This is a genomic window from Burkholderia sp. BCC0405 (assembly GCF_902833075.1).
GTDB lineage: Bacteria > Pseudomonadota > Gammaproteobacteria > Burkholderiales > Burkholderiaceae > Burkholderia.
The window spans coordinates 79,351-98,967 of sequence record NZ_CADFEO010000017.1 but is presented as its reverse complement, the minus strand read 5'-3'; the positions used below and the strand labels follow the sequence as shown (position 1 = coordinate 98,967).

At 65.6% G+C, this 19,617-nt stretch carries 22 protein-coding genes and 1 pseudogene; 11 read left to right on the top strand and 12 right to left on the bottom strand.

What is annotated here, in order from left to right; genetic code table 11:
* Window positions 1–17: 17 nt before the first annotated feature.
* The gene (locus HWX36_RS25775; RefSeq protein ID WP_011657063.1) at window positions 18–479 is read left to right on the top strand and encodes a peroxiredoxin; all 462 of its coding nucleotides are present in this window, start codon (window positions 18–20) and stop codon (window positions 477–479) included.
* 192 nt (window positions 480–671) lie between these two features.
* Here HWX36_RS25775 and HWX36_RS37850 read toward each other — a convergent pair.
* Window positions 672–916: pseudogene (locus HWX36_RS37850) on the bottom strand (hypothetical protein); the annotation flags it as partial.
* On the opposite strand from HWX36_RS37850, the gene HWX36_RS25770 reads away from it, so the two are divergent.
* Entirely contained in the window at window positions 812–2,614 is a 1,803-nt protein-coding gene (locus tag HWX36_RS25770) for a PhoH family protein (RefSeq protein ID WP_175955939.1), read from the top strand. The pseudogene HWX36_RS37850 and the gene HWX36_RS25770 overlap by 105 nt on opposite strands.
* 237 nt (window positions 2,615–2,851) lie before the next feature.
* A complete protein-coding gene (locus HWX36_RS25765; RefSeq protein ID WP_175955937.1) occupies window positions 2,852–3,946 on the top strand; it encodes a C40 family peptidase in 1,095 nt (364 codons plus the stop codon).
* A 117-nt stretch (window positions 3,947–4,063) separates the two neighbouring features.
* Here HWX36_RS25765 and HWX36_RS25760 read toward each other — a convergent pair whose 3' ends face one another.
* From HWX36_RS25760 to HWX36_RS25715, 10 genes are all read right to left on the bottom strand, one after another.
* Complete coding sequence (locus tag HWX36_RS25760) at window positions 4,064–5,074, bottom strand: inorganic phosphate transporter (RefSeq protein ID WP_011354200.1); 1,011 nt, start codon at window positions 5,072–5,074, stop codon at window positions 4,064–4,066.
* A 10-nt stretch (window positions 5,075–5,084) separates the two neighbouring features.
* Complete coding sequence (locus HWX36_RS25755; RefSeq protein ID WP_174388121.1) at window positions 5,085–5,711, bottom strand: DUF47 domain-containing protein; 627 nt, start codon at window positions 5,709–5,711, stop codon at window positions 5,085–5,087.
* A gap of 138 nt (window positions 5,712–5,849) precedes the next feature.
* Complete coding sequence (locus HWX36_RS25750; RefSeq protein WP_006486249.1) at window positions 5,850–7,232, bottom strand: replicative DNA helicase; 1,383 nt, start codon at window positions 7,230–7,232, stop codon at window positions 5,850–5,852.
* 140 nt (window positions 7,233–7,372) lie between these two features.
* Window positions 7,373–7,825 (bottom strand): 50S ribosomal protein L9, encoded by a 453-nt coding sequence (rplI, locus tag HWX36_RS25745; protein ID WP_175955935.1) that lies wholly within the window; start codon window positions 7,823–7,825, stop codon window positions 7,373–7,375.
* Between the two features lie 27 nt (window positions 7,826–7,852).
* On the bottom strand, window positions 7,853–8,128 hold the full coding sequence (gene rpsR / locus HWX36_RS25740; protein WP_006486248.1) for a 30S ribosomal protein S18: 276 nt from the start codon (window positions 8,126–8,128) through the stop codon (window positions 7,853–7,855).
* 4 nt (window positions 8,129–8,132) lie between these two features.
* Window positions 8,133–8,432 (bottom strand): primosomal replication protein N, encoded by a 300-nt coding sequence (priB, locus tag HWX36_RS25735; RefSeq protein WP_011657069.1) that lies wholly within the window; start codon window positions 8,430–8,432, stop codon window positions 8,133–8,135.
* A 40-nt stretch (window positions 8,433–8,472) separates the two neighbouring features.
* Window positions 8,473–8,847 (bottom strand): 30S ribosomal protein S6, encoded by a 375-nt coding sequence (rpsF, locus tag HWX36_RS25730; protein ID WP_006402295.1) that lies wholly within the window; start codon window positions 8,845–8,847, stop codon window positions 8,473–8,475.
* A gap of 242 nt (window positions 8,848–9,089) precedes the next feature.
* On the bottom strand, window positions 9,090–9,986 hold the full coding sequence (locus tag HWX36_RS25725; protein WP_175955933.1) for a zf-HC2 domain-containing protein: 897 nt from the start codon (window positions 9,984–9,986) through the stop codon (window positions 9,090–9,092).
* A complete protein-coding gene (locus HWX36_RS25720) occupies window positions 9,976–10,617 on the bottom strand; it encodes an RNA polymerase sigma factor (RefSeq protein ID WP_175955931.1) in 642 nt (213 codons plus the stop codon). Before HWX36_RS25720 ends, HWX36_RS25725 begins: the two co-directional genes overlap by 11 nt.
* 175 nt (window positions 10,618–10,792) lie before the next feature.
* Entirely contained in the window at window positions 10,793–11,704 is a 912-nt protein-coding gene (locus tag HWX36_RS25715) for a LysR family transcriptional regulator (RefSeq protein ID WP_175955929.1), read from the bottom strand.
* 172 nt (window positions 11,705–11,876) lie between these two features.
* On the opposite strand from HWX36_RS25715, the gene gcl reads away from it, so the two are divergent.
* From gcl to lysM, 5 genes are all read left to right on the top strand, one after another.
* Window positions 11,877–13,652, top strand: a complete 1,776-nt coding sequence (gene gcl, locus HWX36_RS25710) for a glyoxylate carboligase (protein WP_175955927.1) — start codon at window positions 11,877–11,879, stop codon at window positions 13,650–13,652.
* Between the two features lie 43 nt (window positions 13,653–13,695).
* Window positions 13,696–14,505 carry a hydroxypyruvate isomerase gene (gene hyi, locus HWX36_RS25705; RefSeq protein WP_175955925.1) on the top strand — a complete coding sequence of 270 codons (810 nt, stop codon included), beginning with the start codon at window positions 13,696–13,698 and terminating at the stop codon, window positions 14,503–14,505.
* Window positions 14,506–14,546: 41 nt separating this feature from the next.
* A complete protein-coding gene (locus HWX36_RS25700; RefSeq protein ID WP_175955923.1) occupies window positions 14,547–15,440 on the top strand; it encodes a 2-hydroxy-3-oxopropionate reductase in 894 nt (297 codons plus the stop codon).
* A 320-nt stretch (window positions 15,441–15,760) separates the two neighbouring features.
* Window positions 15,761–15,931, top strand: a complete 171-nt coding sequence (locus HWX36_RS37340; RefSeq protein WP_226196949.1) for a hypothetical protein — start codon at window positions 15,761–15,763, stop codon at window positions 15,929–15,931.
* Complete coding sequence (gene lysM / locus HWX36_RS25690; RefSeq protein ID WP_021162125.1) at window positions 15,897–16,367, top strand: peptidoglycan-binding protein LysM; 471 nt, start codon at window positions 15,897–15,899, stop codon at window positions 16,365–16,367. The genes HWX36_RS37340 and lysM overlap by 35 nt, the downstream gene beginning before the upstream one ends.
* A 97-nt stretch (window positions 16,368–16,464) precedes the next feature.
* Here the strand turns inward: lysM and HWX36_RS25685 are convergent, their stop codons facing one another.
* Window positions 16,465–17,487: an asparaginase gene (locus tag HWX36_RS25685; RefSeq protein ID WP_175955921.1), complete on the bottom strand. Its 1,023-nt coding sequence runs from the start codon at window positions 17,485–17,487 to the stop codon at window positions 16,465–16,467.
* A 278-nt stretch (window positions 17,488–17,765) separates the two neighbouring features.
* On the opposite strand from HWX36_RS25685, the gene HWX36_RS25680 reads away from it, so the two are divergent.
* The 3 genes from HWX36_RS25680 to HWX36_RS25670 all read left to right on the top strand — a co-directional run bounded on the left by HWX36_RS25680 (window position 17,766) and on the right by HWX36_RS25670 (window position 19,592).
* Window positions 17,766–18,056 carry a PsiF family protein gene (locus HWX36_RS25680; RefSeq protein ID WP_166965838.1) on the top strand — a complete coding sequence of 97 codons (291 nt, stop codon included), beginning with the start codon at window positions 17,766–17,768 and terminating at the stop codon, window positions 18,054–18,056.
* A 269-nt stretch (window positions 18,057–18,325) separates the two neighbouring features.
* Complete coding sequence (locus HWX36_RS25675) at window positions 18,326–18,775, top strand: hypothetical protein (protein ID WP_175955919.1); 450 nt, start codon at window positions 18,326–18,328, stop codon at window positions 18,773–18,775.
* 229 nt (window positions 18,776–19,004) lie between these two features.
* Window positions 19,005–19,592 (top strand): YSC84-related protein, encoded by a 588-nt coding sequence (locus tag HWX36_RS25670; protein ID WP_039367021.1) that lies wholly within the window; start codon window positions 19,005–19,007, stop codon window positions 19,590–19,592.
* Window positions 19,593–19,617: the final 25 nt, after the last annotated feature.

Below are 19,617 nucleotides of genomic sequence, written 5' to 3'. Positions count from 1 at the left end.
AACAACAGGAGAAACACGTGTCTGTCGAAGTTGACCGTCAAGTTCCCGATTTCACCGCACCGGCCACGGGCGGCGACATTTCGCTGTCCGGCCTGAAGGGCAAGAAGCTCGTGCTGTACTTCTATCCGAAGGACAACACGCCGGGCTGCACGACCGAAGGGCTGCAGTTCCGCGATCTCTATCCGAAGTTCAAGAAAGCCGGTGCGGAAGTCATCGGCGTGTCGCGCGACAGCCTGCGCTCGCATGACAATTTCAAGGCAAAGCTCGAACTGCCGTTCCCGCTGATCTCCGATGCCGACGAAGCGCTGTGCGCGCTGTTCGATGTCATCAAGATGAAGAAAATGTATGGCAAGGAAGTGCGCGGAATCGAGCGCTCGACGTTCCTGATCGACGCCGACGGCGTGCTTCGCCAGGCATGGCGCGGCATCAAGGTACCGGGTCATGTGGACGACGTGCTAAGTGCTGTACAAGCGCTTTGAGGCGCGTTATATTGGGCCGCAATGAATGCCAGTTCGCCCCATATTTCTCGTAGCTGCGCCGGTGCCCGATGCGACGCTTCCCGGCACCTGACGCGCATCACGACGGTATCAGCCGAGCCGCATGTCCCTGTCGACGGGGCAGCGGCTTTTTTTATGGATTGCGCGCCGGCCCTCGGTCCGGCCCTCACCCCGTCAAGGAGCTGATCGACACTTAGGCGAACCGGCTAGACGAACTTCCTGTGCGCCACCGCGCGCAAACTGCATGCGTCTACGTCACGCAGGATGCGATCAGCGGCGCACGCCTTGCGACACGATTCCTCCCGAGGGACACCATGCCTTTGCCTACCCCCCCCAGCAAGCTCGGCAGCCTGCTGCCGCCCGACGAATACAAGGCGAAAGCGCGGCCCGCGAAAGCCGCGAAGAAATCCGCCGAAGGGGACGCATCCACAGCCGGTGACTATGGTCCGGCCAGCGTGGCCCAACCGATGATCGAAGCCGCGAATACGGCCGCGCCGCTGCGCGCCGTCGCGTCTTCGACGCAAGATGCCGCGAGCGCACCCGCACGCGGCCGCAAGACCAGACAGACGGCCGCACTGTTGCAGCCGATGCCGGCGCCTGCCGAACCCGCGGCGCCGGTCGTCGCGCGCAACGACAAGCCGGCCGCCGACAAACCGGCCGCCGCGCCCGCGCGCGATGCCGGCGCGGCGACGAAATCGCGCGGCCGCAAGCCCGCCGACGCCGAACTGCAGAAACTGTTCGTGCTCGACACCAACGTGCTGATGCACGACCCGAGCAGCCTCTTCCGCTTCGAGGAACACGACGTCTATCTGCCGATGATGACGCTCGAGGAACTCGACAACCACAAGAAGGGGATGTCCGAAGTCGCGCGCAACGCACGCCAGGTCAGCCGCACGCTCGACGCGCTCGTCGCCGATGCCGGTGCGATCACGGCCGGCATTCCGCTGTCGCGCCTCGGCAGCCGCGAGGCGCTCGGTCGCCTGTACTTCCAGACGAAGCTTGCCGACATCGCGCCGATCGAAGGCTTGCCCGAAGGCAAGGCCGACAACCAGATCCTCGGCGTCGTGCGCGCGCTGCAGCGCGACCGGCCCGACCGCCAGGTCGTGCTGGTGTCGAAAGACATCAACATGCGGATCAAGGCGCACGCGCTCGGCCTGCCCGCGGAAGACTACTTCAACGACCAGGTCCTCGAGGACTCGGATCTCCTGTACAACGGCGTGCGCGAACTGCCGCAGGACTTCTGGACCAAGCACGCGAAGGGCATGGAGAGCTGGCAGGATACGAAGACGGGCACCACGTATTACCGCGTGACCGGCCCGCTCGTCGCGTCGATGCTCGTCAACGAGTTCGTCTATCTCGAGCCGCAGAACGGCGAGCCGACATTCCACGCGATCGTCCGCGAGTTGAACGGCAAGACGGCGCTGCTGCAGACGCTGCGCGACTACAGTCACCACAAGAACAACGTGTGGGGCATCACCGCGCGCAACCGCGAGCAGAACTTCGCGCTGAACCTGCTGATGAACCCCGAGATCGACTTCGTCACGCTGCTCGGCCAGGCCGGCACCGGCAAGACGCTCGTCGCGCTCGCGGCCGGCCTCGCGCAGGTGCTCGACGACAAGCGCTACAACGAGATCATCGTGACGCGCGCGACCGTGCCCGTCGGCGAGGACATCGGTTTCCTGCCCGGCACCGAGGAAGAGAAGATGCAGCCCTGGATGGGTGCATTCGACGACAACCTCGAAGTGCTGCAGAAGACTGACGACGCGGCCGGCGAATGGGGCCGTGCCGCGACGCAGGAACTGATCCGTTCGCGCCTGAAGGTGAAGAGCATGAACTTCATGCGTGGCCGCACGTTCGTCGACAAGTACCTGATCATCGACGAGGCGCAGAACCTGACGCCGAAGCAGATGAAGACGCTCGTCACGCGCGCGGGCCCGGGCACGAAGATCGTGTGCCTCGGCAACATCGCACAGATCGACACGCCTTACCTGACCGAAGGCAGTTCGGGGCTCACGTACGTCGTCGACCGCTTCAAGGGCTGGGGCCACAGCGGCCACGTGACGCTCGCGCGTGGTGAACGCTCGCGGCTCGCGGACTACGCGTCGGACATCCTGTAACGCGACAAGCCGGCCGCCCGGCCGGCTTTCGACGCATCGCGGCGCTCCGTTTCCGGAGCGCCGTTTTTATTTGGGGTCGAAAACGCAAGTAACACATCGTCACGCAACAACCCGGTTTACGCGCGAAACTTCAAGTAAATTCTCAAGAGTGGTTGCCTAAGCCCTGCCAGAGCGTCTACCATCGGGCCTGTCTGGTGTCATACGATTCGCGAGCGCGCCGCGCTTGCCCGCCTTGCCATGCTTCGAATCTGGGTTCCCGTTGCTGTCGTTTCACTGCTTGCGGCCTGCTCCAGCGTGCCGCCGCAGTCGGCATCGCGCCCCGCCTCGGGCATGAAGATCACGACGCCACGCGCGTTCCCCGCCCCCGCCAATTTCCCGAAGTTCGTCGATCACAGCGTCGGCCAGGAAGAAATCTCGATCCAGGCGATGAGCCTCGTCGGCGTCCCGTATCGCTGGGGCGGCAACACACCGACGAGCGGCTTCGACTGCAGCGGGCTCGTGCGCTACGTGATCGGCCGTGCGGCTGACGTGAACCTGCCGCGCACGACGGCCGACATGAGCGGCCGCGGCATATCGATCGAGCCCGACCAGGTCGCGCCGGGCGACCTGATCTTCTTCAATACGACCGGGCGGCCGCATTCGCATGTCGGCATCTATGTCGGCAAGCTGCGCTTCGTCAACGCGCCGTCGACGGGCGGCACCGTGCGGCTCGACTACCTGACGAACCCTTACTGGGCCAAGCGTTTCGACGGCATTCGCCGCGTCGCGCCGCCGCGCGGGGCGCCTACGCCGTTCGATGCGCCGACCTACGAGGCGAAGCGTGACGAGCCGCGCAGCGCGCCGGTCGTTGCGCCCGCTCCCGTGGTCGTGACTGCCGCCGCGCCGCGACAGCCGGCCTATGCGTCGTCACGAGCTGCCGCGCCCCAGGCACCTGCACCGGTCACGCCGGCCGCACCGGTCGTATCGACCGCAGCGGTTGCCCCCGCAACCGCGTCGGCCGACCCGTATGAACCGCCGCCGCCGCGCATGCAGACGGCTCAGCAGCAGGCTACGTCCGTGAATGACGGCACGGGCACCACTGCCATCACGGCGAATGCCGCACCGCCCGGCCCGGCCGAGGTCGGCACGCAGATTCCGACGACGGCGCTGACTGCCGCCCAGGCTGCCGCTTTCGATGCGGAACCGCCGCCCGCCACCGCCGCGGCGTCACCACGCAGTATCGATCCCGCCCCTGTTCAGGTATTGCGTGCGTCGACCCAATCTGCGCCCGTCAGCCCGCGCACCGCCACCGCAGACGATCCGATTGCCCGATTCGCGAACGGAAGCTACTAGCCCGCTTCGCCCGCGACTGCACCCGCCATTCGCCGCCCATTCCCGCACGCCAAATGAAAATGCGCCGCAGCCTTTCGGCTTGCGGCGCATTTCATATCCGTTCGACGGTATCGGCGATCAGAAGATCCGGTGGCCGAGCCACCATCCACCGGCCGCGAACAACGCAGCCGCGGGCAGCGTCAGCACCCATGCCCACACGATGTTGCCGGCCACGCCCCAGCGCACGGCCGACAGCTTCTGCGTCGCGCCGACGCCGACGATCGCGCCGGTGATCGTGTGTGTGGTCGACACCGGAATGCCGAGGAACGATGCGAGGAACAGCGTCATCGCACCGCCGGTTTCCGCACAGAAACCACCGACCGGCTTGAGCTTCGTGATCTTCTGGCCCATCGTGCGCACGATGCGCCAGCCGCCGAACAGCGTGCCGAGGCCCATCGACAGGTAGCACGCGCCGATCACCCACGCCGGCGGCGCATCGGCGGTCGCCGACGCATAGCCCGACGCGATCAGCAGCATCCAGATGATGCCGATCGTCTTCTGCGCGTCGTTGCCGCCGTGGCCTAGGCTGTACAGCCCGGCCGACAGCAGTTGCAGCCGGCGGAAGCGCCGGTCGACCTTGCTGGGCGCGGTGCGGAAATACAGCCACGACACGCCGAGCATGAACAGCGAGCCGAGGATGAAACCGAGCAGCGGCGAGATGAAGATGAATGCGATGGTCTTCAGCAGCCCGTCGATGTTCAGCGAACTCCAGCCCGACTTGGCGAGCGCCGCGCCGACCAGGCCGCCGATCAGGGCATGCGACGAACTCGACGGAATCCCGTAGTACCAGGTGATCACGTTCCAGCCGATCGCACCGACCAGCGCACCGAACACGACGTAGTGGTCGACGATCTCGGGATCGATCGTGCCTTTACCGACGGTCTGCGCGACTTTCAGGTGGAAGATGAAATACGCGATGACGTTGAACGCCGCCGCGAACACGACGGCCTGCTGGGGCTTCAGCACCCCGGTCGACACGACGGTGGCGATCGAGTTCGCCGCGTCGTGAAAGCCATTCATGAAGTCGAATACGAGCGCGACGAGCACCAGCGTCGCGACCATCCATAGGGCAAGTTGTATCGAATGCATCGTGGTCCGCTCAGGCGTTTTCCAGCACGATGCCTTCGATGATGTTCGCGACGTCTTCGCACTTGTCGGTGATCTCTTCGAGCAGCTCGTAGATCGCCTTCAGCTTGATGAGCGTCTTCACGTCATCTTCTTCGCGGAACAGCTTCGACATTGCCGCGCGCAGCACGCGATCGGCCTCCGACTCCCAGCGGTCGATCTCCTCGCACTGCTTGAGGATCTGCGCCGACTGCTTCATGTCGGACAGCAACCCGACCGCCTGCTGCACGTGCTGGGCCGACTGCGTGACGATGTGCGCGAGCTGGCTCGCTTCCGACGTGACGGAACGCACGTCGTACAGCGACACGGCGGTCGCGACGTCTTCCATCAGGTCGAGGATGTCGTCCATCGTCGTGATCAGCTTGTGGATCTCGTCGCGATCGAGCGGCGTGATGAAAGTCTTGTGCAGAAGATCGATCGCCTCGTGCGTGAGCTTGTCGGCGGCCTTCTCGGCGATTTGCACGTTTTGCTTGTGAATCTCGGCGTCGGCGAGATTGTCGATCAGCAGTTCGAGCTCGCGGCCACCGGAAACGATGTGCTTCGCGTGCGCGTTGAAGAGTTCAAAGAACTTGCCCTCGGTGGGCATGAATCGACCGAACATGGGATTCCTGAGAGATTGTCAAACTACTGTCACGAAAACGGGCGACATTGTACCGTTTTCGGTCGCGCCGCGACGCGCGCACATGCGCGCGCCGGGATTGGATACAACGTTTGGCGATTTAGGGCTTTACAACCGGCGTTACTCGCCGTAGAACGTCTGCGCCCCTGCAAAGTTATCGAACTTCGTGTATTGCCCCAAGAACGTGAGCCGAACAGGGCCGATCGGACCGTTACGCTGCTTGCCGATGATGATTTCGGCCGTGCCCTTGTCGGGGCTGTCCGGGTTGTAAACTTCGTCACGGTAAATGAACAGGATCACGTCCGCGTCCTGTTCGATTGCGCCTGATTCGCGCAAATCCGACATCACCGGACGCTTGTTCGGACGCTGCTCGAGGCCACGGTTAAGCTGCGACAGCGCGATCACCGGCACGTCGAGCTCCTTCGCCAGGCTCTTCAGCGATCGCGAGATTTCCGAGATTTCGGTCGCGCGGTTCTCGCCCTGCGACGAACCCGACATCAGCTGCAGGTAGTCGACGATGATCAGGCCAAGCTTGCCGCACTGCCGTGCAAGACGCCGCGCGCGCGAGCGCAATTCCATCGGATTCAGGCCGCCCGTTTCGTCGATGAAGAGCTGCGCCTCGCTCATCTTCTGCACGGCGTGCGTCAGTTTCGGCCAATCCTCGTCGGTCAGGCGGCCCGTCCGCATCCGGTGCTGGTCGAGCCGGCCGATCGAGCCGAGCATACGCATCACGAGCTGGGTGCCCGGCATTTCCATCGAGAACACCGCGACCGGCAGCCCGTACTCGACCGCCACGTATTCGCCGATGTTCATCGAGAACGCTGTCTTACCCATCGACGGACGCCCTGCGACGATGATCAGTTCGCCGCCATGCATCCCGGACGTCATCCGGTCGAGGTCGACGAAGCCCGTCGGCGTGCCCGTGACGTCGCTCGGGTTCGCCGTGTGGTACAACGTATCGATGCGCTCGACGACCTGCGTGAGCAGCGGGCCGATCTCGAGGAAGCCCTGGTTGCCGCGCGCGCCCTCTTCGGCGATCGAGAACACCTTCGACTCCGCCTCGTCGAGCAGCTGGCGGACTTCCTTGCCCTGCGGGTTGAACGCATCGGCCGAGATTTCGTCGGCGACCGACACGAGCCGGCGCAGCACCGCGCGGTCGCGCACGATTTCCGCATAGCGGCGGATGTTCGCCGCGCTCGGCGTGTTCTGTGCGAGGGCGTTCAGGTACGCAAGCCCTCCGACGTCGTCGGCCTTGCCGGACGTGGTCAGCGCTTCGTACACGGTCACGACGTCGGCCGGGCGCGTCGACGCGATCAGGCGACCGATGTGCTCGTAGATGATCCGGTGGTCGTAGCGGTAGAAATCACCCTGCGACAGGAAGTCGGCAATCCGGTCCCAGGCCGCGTTGTCGAGCAACAGGCCGCCGAGCACCGACTGTTCGGCTTCGACCGAGTGCGGCGGGACTTTCAGCGATTCGATTTGAGGATCTTGCGGCGCGTTCATGGGTTGGGATTATCGCGAATAACCTACGACGACGCCAGAGACAGTCGCCGGCGAGCGGGCAATAAAAAAGGCAGGCCCCGGTTGCCCGGACGCCTGCCCTTGTCCGGACGACGGAAGCCGCCCGGAAAGCTTGCGTACGCTTACGCGTGGTCGCCGATCACGTTGATCGTGACGTCGACGATGACGTCCGTATGCAGCGCGACCTGGACGTTGTGCTCGCCGATCATCTTCAGCGGGCCTTCCGGCATGCGAACTTGCAGCTTCTCGACTTCGAAACCTGCCTTCTTCAGCAGTTCCGCGACGTCGCCGTTCGTGACCGAGCCGAACAGACGGCCGTCAACGCCCGACTTCTGCGTGATTTCGAACGACTGGCCGTTCAGCTTCTCGCCGACTGCCTGCGATGCCGCCAGCTTTTCAGCGGCGATCTTTTCGAGTTCGGCGCGGCGAACTTCGAATTCGGCGATCGCTTCCTTCGTTGCACGGCGAGCCTTGCGGTTCGGGATCAGGAAGTTGCGAGCGTAACCGTCCTTGACCTTGACGATGTCGCCGAGGTTACCCAGATTGGCGACTTTTTCCAACAGAATGATTTGCATTCGAATTCTCCTTATTGCGTCGCCTGATTACGCCTTGTGCTGATCGGTGTACGGCAGCAGCGCGAGGAAACGCGCACGCTTGATGGCCGTATCCAGCTGACGCTGATAGTGCGCCTTCGTACCCGTCAGACGAGCCGGCGTGATCTTGCCGTTTTCGCCGATGAAGTCCTTCAGCGTTTCCGTGTCCTTGTAGTCGATCTGCTCGACGCCTGCAGCCGTGAAACGGCAGAACTTCTTGCGCTTGAAGAGCGGGTTTTGTTGCTGACGACGCTTGTCGAATTTCTTACCAGTCGGGCGGGGCATGATTTCAGTCCTTTCCAATGTCCTGCAATGCTGTGATGTGAAACACCAAGGTTCTCGCGTTGCGGCTCTTCTTTGCCAGGAAGCCCGTGAACAGCGTTTCGACGCCCATTTCACGACTCTCCAGCCTGCCGCTCGCCTCACCGGCCGCCACCGCCTCGATCGTCATTTCGACCTGACGGGGAATGCCTGCTTCGACGACTTCCGTGCGGTGATGCAATGTGGCGCTTGCGATCGGAACACCAGCCGGCGTATATCGCACCGGCGCGCGTTCGACGACGCTTGCCGTCAATTGCAACCTGTTCACGTGAGTGGCGCGCTCCTTGATGGCTTAATGAATGACGAACTTAAGCCTGCGCTTCGGTCGGCTGAGCTGCAGCCGCCTTCTTGGCTTCTTCGCGCTGAACTTCCTTCATCATCGGCGACGGGCCGGTCTCGGCCTTCTTCATCTTGACGATGAGGTGACGCAGCACGGCGTCGTTGAACTTGAACGCGTGTTCGAGTTCGTCGAGCGTCGTCTGGTCGCACTCGATGTTCATGCAGACGTAGTGAGCCTTCGCGAGTTTCTCGATCATGTAGGCCAGTTGGCGACGGCCCCAGTCTTCGACACGGTGGATCTGACCGCCGTGCGACGTGATCGTGGTCTTGTAACGCTCGATCATCGCGGGCACTTGCTCGCTTTGATCGGGGTGCACGATGAATACGATTTCGTAATGACGCATTACACACTCCTTGTGGATTGAAGCCACCCGGGCGTCTGAACCGGTGTGGCAAGTGAGAAGCCGAAGATTCTAACCCGGATACGGGGCGCATGCAAGGCCAATCGACGATTCGCGCGCGGATTCGGCCATGTTTTCAAAGACTTGAAGAGGCGAACCCGCGCAGGCGGGACGCGCTTCGGCTCTTTTCCCGGTCAGGGTCGGAACAGAAGCGCGCAGCGGGCCCGCCTCCCGCCGCCGTGCGCTCACTCGGTGCGCGTACCGGCGAGCCGCGCATCGAGCGCGGTCCTGAACGCCGCGAGCGCCGGCGGCTCGGCGTCGGTCACGGCCCACCACGTCATCCCGGCCGCGTCCCAGCGGTCGAGCGCATAGCCCTGCGACACCGTCGCGTACGGCGTGCCCGGCCCTTCGCCGGCCGGCCGCACGTAGACGTCGATCACGTGCTGCCGGTAACGGTAGACGAGCACCGCGACGCGGCGGCGCCCGACGTAGTCGAGCCGGCCGCCGACCAGCGCGAAGCCGTCCGCCGCGAGATCCTCGACCGGCGGCGCATAGTCGAGCCGGCCGTTGAACCACGGCTTGACCGTGTGCCGGTCGGTCGAGATCACGTCGATGTCGCGCGCCGACAGGTCGGCCCGCACGTGGCTCGACACGAGTTCGTCGACCGTGCGGTCGATGTCGGCGTGACGCGCCGACAATGCCATCCCGCCCGCCGCCGCGAGCGCCACCAGCAGCGCGACACCCCAGCCGAGGCCGGGCAGCGCAGCGACCCGCGGCCCCGCACCGGCAGGCGCCGGGCGCGCCGCTGCGCCTTGATCCGTCAGCCACGAGAACCAGCGGCGGCCACGCGGACGCGGCTGCGGCCGTGACCGCGGTTCGGGCTGCGGCTCCGCCCGCGCCTGCTCGCGTGCAGGCGCATCGGCCGCTGCCGGCAGGCTCGCGAGGATGCTCGCCCGCAGCGCATCCGGCGCACGGTGATAGTCGGCCTGACGCACGGCCTGAACCAGCGTGACGATCCGCGCGCGTTCACGGCGGCACGCTTCGCACCCTTCGACATGCTGCTGGACCCGCAACGCGTCGGGCGCCGACAGCTCGCGGTCGACGTCCGCGTCCAGCAACGCTCGCGCTTCGTTACAGTCCATCGATAGCCTCCGATGCGGTTCCGCCCGCCGGCGTACGGCCCGGCCTGCCTTCGGCCGCCGGTGCCGGCGCGCCGCCCAGCAGCAAGGCGAGCTTGCGCCGGCCGCGTGCGAGCCGCGACATCACCGTACCGACCGGCACGTCTGCGATCGCCGCGATCTCGCGATAGCTCAGGTCCTCCATCTCGCGCAGCACGAGTACCTCGCGGTATTCGGGCGGCAGCTTCGCCAGCGCTTCATTCACGAGCCGCACGTTCTCGCCGCGCAGCAGGTGCGCGAGCGGATCCTCGGTCGCCGGTTGCCAGTCGTCGGGCACGTCGGTGTCGTCGAGCGTGTCGGGCAGCGCGACCTCGTGCGCATGCGTGCGCCGCCGCCATTCCGTGTACCAGGTGTGGCGCACGATTGTCAGCAGCCACGGCCGCGCGTTGTCGCCGCGACACGAATCGACGAAGCGCAGCGCACGCATGCACGCGTCCTGGACGACGTCGTCCGCATCGCCGGCGTTGCCGCTCAGCCAGCGCGCGAGGTTGTACGCGGCGTCGAGATGCGGCAGCACCAGCGCGCGAAACCGCTCGCCGCGCGCGAGCGCGTCGTCCGCCGACCGCTCATCGACCGCCTGTCCGGCTTGCCCCACATCGCCTCCTGGTTCCGGCGGCCGAAGCCGCGCCCGTTCCGCGCCCGGTGCCCGGGCAGACCGGCAACGCGCGCACTCGATGACCTTACCGTCGTTACGTCGAGTTTATTCCCGCGCCGCGCGCCCGATGCGTAAAAAATGGCCGGTGCCGCCGTGGCCGGGCCGGCCGCGCCGGTTACGGCGTGGTGTTCCAGTAGCCGGGGCTCGCGTAAGCGGCGCGCAGGTAGTCGATGAAGTAGCGCACGCGCGCCGGCACGTAGCGCTGCTGCGGGTAGACCGCGAGGATGTCGTAGTCGGGCAATGCATACTCGTCGAGCACGGTCTCGAGCGCGCCCGTCTCGAGCTGCGCGGCGATTTCCCACGTCGAGCGCCAGCCGAGCCCGAGACCCTCGGCCACCCAGCGGTGCAGCAGTTCGCCGTCGTTGCAGTCGAGATTGCCGGCCACACGCATCGTCGCGATCTTGCCGTGGCGCTGGAAATACCAGCCGCGGTTCTGCCCGCCCTGCAGGTTGAACGCGAGGCAGTTGTGCTTGAGCAGGTCGTCGAGCGACTTCGGCCGGCCATGCCGGCGGAAATACTCGGGCGTGCCGCACACGACGCGCCGGTTCGATGCGAGCTTCACCGCGACGAAGTTCGGATCGACGGCGCCGCCGATCCGGATCGACAGGTCGTAGCCTTCGCGCACGAGATCGACGACACGGTCGGTCAGGTTGAACGACAGCTGCATCTCGGGCTTGTCGGCCAGAAAGCCGGGGGCGTGCGGCGCGACGTGCTTGCGCCCGAACGCGGCCGGCGCGGACACGATCAGGTGCCCGCTGACCGCGCGGCGCCCGGCGGCCAGCTCGTTCTCGGCCTGGTCCCATTCGGACAAGAGACCGCGGCAACGCTCGAGGAACGCGGCGCCCTCCTCGCTGACCACCAGGCGCCGCGTCGAGCGGTACATCAGCTTCACGCCGAGACGCTTTTCGAGCGCGTCGATGCGCCGCCCGAGCACCACCGGCGACACGCCCTCCTCGAGCGCCGCCGCCGCGAGGCTGCCGGCATCGGCCACCCGCACGAACGTCTCGATCTGCTTGAAGCGATCCATCTCCCGTCTCCGTCTCTGTTCCGGCACCGGCGAAAAGCCTCGCCCAGCCGTCATTCCATACTTTTAGTTTCGAAATAAGCGACTTCGGCTGATCTTATCAAACCTTTCCTGCATCCCTAAAGTGTCCCCAACAGACCCATTCGCAAGATCCACCCCATTCAAGGAGACATTCATGGCCAAGATGAGAGCCGTCGACGCCGCTGTGCTCGTGCTCGAGAAAGAAGGCATCCAGACCGCGTTCGGCGTGCCGGGTGCGGCGATCAACCCGTTCTACTCCGCGATGCGCAAGTCGGGTGGCATCAGCCACGTGCTGGCACGCCACGTCGAAGGCGCGTCGCACATGGCCGAAGGCTTCACTCGTGCGGCCCCGGGCAACATCGGCGTGTGCATCGGCACGTCGGGTCCCGCCGGCACCGACATGATCACGGGCCTGTATTCCGCATCGGCCGACTCGATTCCGATCCTCGCGATCACCGGCCAGGCACCGCGTGCCCGCCTGTACAAGGAAGACTTCCAGGCCGTCGACATCGAATCCATCGCCAAGCCCGTCACGAAGTGGGCCGTCACCGTGCGCGAGCCGGCGCTCGTGCCGCGCGTGTTCCAGCAGGCGTTCCACCTGATGCGCTCGGGCCGTCCGGGCCCGGTGCTGGTCGACCTGCCGATCGACGTGCAACTCGCCGAAATCGAATTCGACATCGACACGTATGAACCGCTGCCGGTCTACAAGCCCGCGGCCACCCGCGCGCAGATCGAGAAGGCGCTCGCGATGCTCAACGACGCGGACAAGCCGCTGATCGTGTCGGGCGGCGGTGTGCTCAACGCGGCGGCCGAAGACCTGCTCGTCCAGTTCGCGGAAACGATCGGCGTGCCGGTGATCCCGACGCTGATGTCGTGGGGCGCGATTCCGGACGACCACCCGCTGATGGCCGGCATGGTCGGCCTGCAGACGTCGCACCGCTACGGCAACGCCACGATGCTCGCGTCGGACTTCGTGCTCGGCATCGGCAACCGCTGGGCGAACCGCCACACGGGCAGCGTCGAGGTCTACACGAAGGGCCGCAAGTTCGTGCACGTCGACATCGAACCGACGCAGATCGGCCGCGTGTTCGGCCCGGATCTCGGCATCGTGTCGGACGCGAAGGCCGCGCTGGAACTGTTCGTCGCCGTCGCGCAGGAATGGAAGGCCGCCGGCAAGCTGAAGGACCGCAGCGCATGGGTCTCGGAATGCCAGGAACGCAAGCGTACGCTGCAGCGCAAGACGCACTTCGACAACGTGCCGGTCAAGCCGCAGCGCGTGTACGAAGAGATGAACAAGGTGTTCGGCCGCGATACGTGCTACGTCAGCACGATCGGCCTGTCGCAGATCGCCGCCGCGCAGTTCCTGCACGTGTTCAAGGCGCGCAACTGGATCAACTGCGGCCAGGCCGGCCCGCTCGGCTGGACGATTCCCGCCGCGCTCGGCGTGCGTGCGGCCGACCCGAGCCGCCCGATCGTCGCGCTGTCCGGCGACTACGACTTCCAGTTCATGATCGAGGAACTGGCTGCCGGCGCGCAATTCAAGCTGCCGTACGTGCACGTCGTCGTGAACAACTCGTACCTCGGGCTGATCCGCCAGGCGCAGCGCGCGTTCGACATGGACTACTGCGTGCAACTCGCGTTCGACAACGTGAACGCGCCGGAACTGAACGGTTATGGCGTCGACCACGTGGCCGTCGCGGAAGGCCTCGGCTGCAAGGCGCTGCGCGTGTTCAAGCCGGAAGAGATCGAGCCGGCGCTGCGTCAGGCGCAAACGCTCGCGGAAGAGTTCAGCGTGCCGGTGGTCGTGGAAGTAATCCTCGAGCGCGTGACGAACATCTCGATGGGCGCCGAAATCGACGCGATCAACGAATTCGAGGATCTCGCCGAAAAGGCCGAGCACGCGCCGACCGCGATCTCGATGCTCGACTGAACCGCACGACATTTTTGACTGACCGACCGAAGAGGCTTAGCTCATGCCGAAGTTTGCTGCAAACCTGACCATGCTGTTCAACGAAGTGCCGTTCCTCGACCGCTTCAAGGCGGCCGCCGACGCGGGCTTCGACGCCGTCGAGTTCCTGTTCCCGTATCCGTACGCGAAAGAGGAACTCGCCGAGCGGCTCGAGACGCATCGCCTGCGCCTCGTGCTGCACAACCTGCCCGCGGGCAACTGGGACCAGGGCGAGCGCGGCATCGCGTGCCTGCCCGATCGCGTCGGCGAATTCCAGGAAGGGGTCGGCCGTGCGATCGAGTACGCGAAGGCGCTGAAGGTGCCGCAGTTGAACTGCCTCGTTGGCATCCCGTCGGCCAGCACGGCACGCGACAAGACGTTCGTCACGATCGTCGACAACCTGCGCTTTGCCGCCGACGCGCTCAAGCGCGAAGGCATCCGCCTGCTCGTCGAGCCGTGCAACAGCTTCGATATCCCGGGCTTCGCGCTGAACCGCTCGTCGGAAGGACTCGACGTGATCCGCGCGGTCGGCTCGGACAACCTGTTCCTGCAGTACGACATCTATCACATGCAGCGCATGGAAGGCGAACTGGCCGCGACGATCGAACGCAACCTCGCATCGATCGGCCACGTCCAGCTCGCGGACAACCCGGGCCGCAACGAGCCAGGCACCGGCGAGATCAACTACGCATTCCTGGTCGCGCTGCTCGACCGGCTCGGCTATGCCGGCTACGTCGGCTGCGAGTACAAGCCCCGCACCACCACGACGGAAGGCCTCGGCTGGCTGCAAGGCGTCGCCGGCTGCGCACCGGGCTCGGCGCGTCGCGCGGCCTGAGTAGCGCCCTTCCCGTTTTCAGCCCTCTAGGAGACTTTCACATGGCAACCATCGGTTTCATCGGCCTCGGCATCATGGGCGCGCACATGGCGCGCAACCTGCTCAAGGGCGACCACCAGCTCGTCGTGAACGGCGCGTTCCCGATCCCGGACGACCTGCGCGCGAGCGCGAAGGTCGTCGCGAACTCGACCGAAGTCGCACGGAACGCGGACATCATCATCTCGATGGTGCCGGATACGCCGGACGTGCGTAACGTGCTGTTCGCCGACGACGGCGTCGCGAAGGGCCTGACGGCCGGCAAGCTCGTGATCGACATGAGCTCGATCTCGCCGCTCGACACGCAGGAATTCGCGAAACAGATCAACGCACTCGGCTGCGACTACCTCGACGCGCCGGTGTCCGGCGGCGAAGTCGGTGCACGCGAAGCGACGCTGACGATCATGGTCGGCGGCCCGGAGGCGGCATTCGAGCGCGCCAGGCCGCTGTTCGAGAAGATGGGCAAGAACATCACGCTCGTCGGCGACAACGGCGCGGGCCAGACCTGCAAGGTCGCGAACCAGATCATCGTCGCGCTGAACATCGAAGCGGTCGGCGAAGCGCTGCTGTTCGCCGCACGTTCGGGCGCCGATCCGGAGCGCGTGCGCCAGGCGCTGATGGGCGGCTTCGCCGCATCGCGCATCCTCGAAGTGCACGGCGCGCGGATGACGAAGCGCACGTTCGATCCGGGCTTCCGCATCGAACTGCACCAGAAGGACCTGAACCTCGCGCTCGACGGCGCACGCAAGCTCGGCCTCGCATTGCCGCACACGGCGAGCGCGCAGCAGCTGTTCAGCGTGTGTGCATCGCACGGCGGCAAGGCATGGGATCACTCGGCACTCGTGCGTGCGCTCGAGATCATGTCGAACTTCGAGATCGGCCAGACGCCGGCCGCTTGACTCGCTGCGGCGATGCGCGTTTCCGCTGCGATGGCGGAGGCGCGCGACAGACATACGCGACCGGCCCGGCCGGTCGCATCGATGCGCGGCACACTCGCGCATCACGGTGGGGCGCCCCGCCCTGCACTGCCAACGGCATGCGGAACGGGGCGAAAAACGCCGCTCTGGGCTGAGAGCGGCGTGGTGGGGTCCGCAGCGGCACCCGGCGACGCCGGGGAAGCCTTGGTCGGTCAGACGTCGTCGTCGGGTGTCCGCCTGTCGGATTTCGCGTATTACATTTCTTTACGTTCAAGCGTGCGATTTTTCATGCAATCGTCGTCATGAACGCCTACACTTTCGCCACGCCTTTCGAGAAAACCGCCGCGCTTGCGGTCACTTCGGTGACCGCGCCCAGCGCGGTGTTTTTTTCGCCACTTCATGGCGCGTTTTCTTTTCAACCACCAAAGGAGTGCAACGATGGGTCTTCTTTCGTTTATCAAAGAGGCGGGTGAAAAACTGCTGGGTCATGCCGATGCGCAAGCAGCGGAAGATCCGAATGCCGCAAACCAGACCGCGGCCGATGCCATCAAGAACTACATCAACACGCAGGGTCTCGATACGTCGAACCTGACCGTCGCGTTCGACGGCGCATCGCGCACCGTGACGCTGTCGGGCAGCGTCGCCGACCTCGACACGAAGGCCAAGGTCAAGGTCGCGGCCGGTAACGTGCAGGGTGTCGCGGGCGTCAACGACGACGATCTGCAACCGGACGATCCGGAAGTGCAGTACCACGACGTGAAGCCGGGCGACACGCTGTCGGCGATCGCCAAGGAAGTCTATGGCGACGCGAACAAGTACCCGGCGATCTTCGAGGCGAACAAGCCGATGCTGTCGAGCCCGGACCGGATCTACCCGGGCCAGAAGCTCGTGATTCCGCCGCAGTCCTGAGCATTTCCGCCGGACTGATGCGACAAAAGCAGGCCATCGGCCTGCTTTTTTTCATGGTGACGCGCGGCGGGCCGGGCTACGCGGATCAATCCGCCGGTTACAACGTATCGAACATGCGTTGCAGTTCGTCGCGGCCATGAATGCCGTTCGCGAGCGCGAGCATCAGCAGCACGCGTGCCTTGAACGGGTTCAGCGACCCTGCGCTCACGAAGCCGAGCGCATCGTCGTTCGCGGCGCCGTTGCGCATCACGTGCCCCGACCCGACGCGCGACGCGCGAACCACCGCGACACCTGCGTTCACCGCATCGGCCAGCGCCGCCTGCAGCGTCGCATGGATCGAGCCGTTGCCCGTGCCCGCGACGACGAGTCCGCGTACGCCGGCCGCGACGAGCGCGTCGACGGCCGTCCGCGTCACGCCCGCGTAGCTCGCGACAACTTCGACGGGCGGCCACGCGGCGGCGATCGCCAGTTGCGTGTCGCGCGAACGCGTGATGCGACGCGCGAATTCGACCCGGCCGTCCTGCACCCAGCCGAGTGCGCCAAGTTCCGGCGACTGGAACGCGTCGACCGCATAGGTGCTCGTCTTCACGACGTCGCGCGCGCCGTGGATCCGGTTGTTGAACGCGACCAGCACGCCCTGCCCGCGCGCGGACGGATGCGCGGCCACCGTCACGGCGTTCAGCAGGTTCAGCGGGCCGTCGGACGACAGCGCGGTCGCCGGGCGCATCGCGGCCGTCAGCACGACCGGCTTGTCGCCGTTGACGACCAGGTGCAGCGCATACGCGGTTTCCTCGAGCGTGTCGGTGCCATGAGTGATCACGATGCCGTCGACCGCCGGATCGGCCATCAGCGCGTCGATCCGCGCGGCGAGCGTATTCCACAGCGGCGGCGCGAGATCCTTGCTGTCGATGCTGGCGATCTGCTCGGCGTCGATGCGCGCAATGGACGCGAGCGCCGGCACCGCGTCGACCAGCAAATTGACGCCGAGCGCGCCGGCCTGGTAGCCGGCCGTGCTGGCCGCGTCGGGCGCGGCGCCGGCGATCGTGCCGCCGGTGGCGAGCACGGCGATGCGCGGCAGGGTCGCCGCGGACGAACGAAATGCGGGATTCTGAGTATTCATGGCCGCGATTGTAAAGGCTTGTGGCCGGGATCCGGCAGGTTCCGGTACGGCGACCGAGACTGACCGCCGCACGTCATGGTTTATCCCGATCGTCCGGCAACACGTAACACGTGCCGTCAACGGCCGTGGTGTCCGCAACGTTATAGAAAGTGCCGTTTTGGTGTTTTCACATTGATTTGCCATAATCGGAGCGCGCTGTGCGATGCGGCCCCTTCCTCATTGCGCGGTGCTTCGTGACGGCGTCGATAACACGCAATTCACCCCATGGGAGTGTCGAAATGAAAATCCAATCGCTCGTAGCCGCAGTGCTTCTCGGCGGCATGCTGGCTTCCCCCGCGTTCGCGGCGAACAGCCAGCAGGACAAGATGAAAGCCTGTAACACCCAGGCAGCCGGCAAGACGGGCGACGAACGCAAGGCGTTCATGAAGGACTGCCTGTCGGCAAAGCCCGCGAAGGCAATGTCGCAGCAGGACAAGATGAAGGCGTGCAACACGCAGGCCACCGGCAAGAAAGGCGACGACCGCAAGGCGTTCATGAAGAGTTGCCTGAGCAGCCAGCCGGCAGCCTGAGTTCCGGCGCTCCCGTATCGAATGCCGCGCACCGCTTCGGCGGGCGCGGCATTTTTGTTTTCGTTGCACGCGCATCGACGCGCCCCGCCCCGCGCTTTTACCACGCCGCCTGCCCCGCTGTCCCGGCTTGCCGTACCGGCGCCGCCACATGGTGCGGCAATTCGCCGCGATTTCTTCTATGATGGCTGCAACGCGGCCCATCCAAGTACAAGAAGCGCCATCGGGCCGCCCTCGAGACAGACGCGCACGCGCGTCAAACGGAGGCATGGATGGCATGGAGACAACACCGCTGGTTCCGCCGCTGGCTGATCGTGATCGTATTCTGGGCCGTGCCCGTTGCGATCGTCGCCGTGCGCGAAATCCGCGAGGAAATGGCATACAACAAGGCGGACCTGCAGCTCGCGCTGACCACCTGGCAGCTCACCGACGCGCAGCAGCGAACCGGCGCCGCCGCGAAGTGCCACGGGGATCCTGACGAGGCGCGCGCGGCCGGCTGCCCGGCCGATGTGCTCGCCGCCAATGCGCCGCGCCAGCAGGCGGCCCGCGACGAATACGTGGTGCGCCGCAGCACGCTCGCGAGCTACCTGTGGCACGCGTTCGTCGGCTACTGGGTCGTGCCGGCCGCGTTCCTGTTCGCCTGCGGGGTCGTGATCGCGCTGATCCGCCGCGCGCTGCGCCGCCCCCCGATCAAGCCGCCTGTTCCGCCCGTCACGCACTGACGCGCGCGGCGGGCGCCGCAGTCCGATCGACCACCGTGTTTCCCGCATGCCGACGTGAGTCAGCGCGCGGGCGCCGGTTCGTCCGTTGGCGCACCGCGACATCTCCGAGCGATTTGACGCTTTTTCACGCTGCAATGAAAAAAGGCTGTAATCCGCTGTGATATAACTGCCGACGTGATCCGCTCCCTGAGCGAGACTCACTCCGAACATCATCCGATGGAGAAGAACGATGCAAAAACGGAATCTTGTGCTGAAAGCCGCCGCTGCGCTCATCGTCGGTAGCCTCGCGCTCACCGGTTGCACCACCACCCCGGACAAGCCGGACAACGCCGCAACGAACGCGTCGAAGCGCCAGGCAATCGACTCGAGCGTCGACGCCACGCTGTCGCGCATGTACTCCACGGTCAAGGGTTCGCGTGAACTCGTCGCGAAGTCGCGCGGCGTTCTCGTCTTCCCGGACGTCATCCAGGCCGGCTTCATCGTCGGCGGCCAGTCCGGCAATGGCGCACTGCGCGTCGGCGGCAGCACGGTCGGCTACTACAACACGTCGTCGCTGTCGGTCGGCCTGCAGGCCGGTGCACAGTCGAAGGCGATCGTGTTCCTGTTCATGACGCAGGAAGCGCTCGACGAATTCCGCGGCTCGGACGGCTGGGCAGCCGGCGCCGGCGCGTCGGTCGCGCTCGTGAAGATGGGCGCGAACGGCGCGGTCGACACGACCACGGCCACCGCACCGGTCCAGGTCGTCGTGCTGACGAACGCGGGCCTGATGGGCGACGTGTCGATCAACGGCACGAAAGTCACGAAGCTGAAGATCTGACGCTGGCGCACCGCCCGTGCGCACG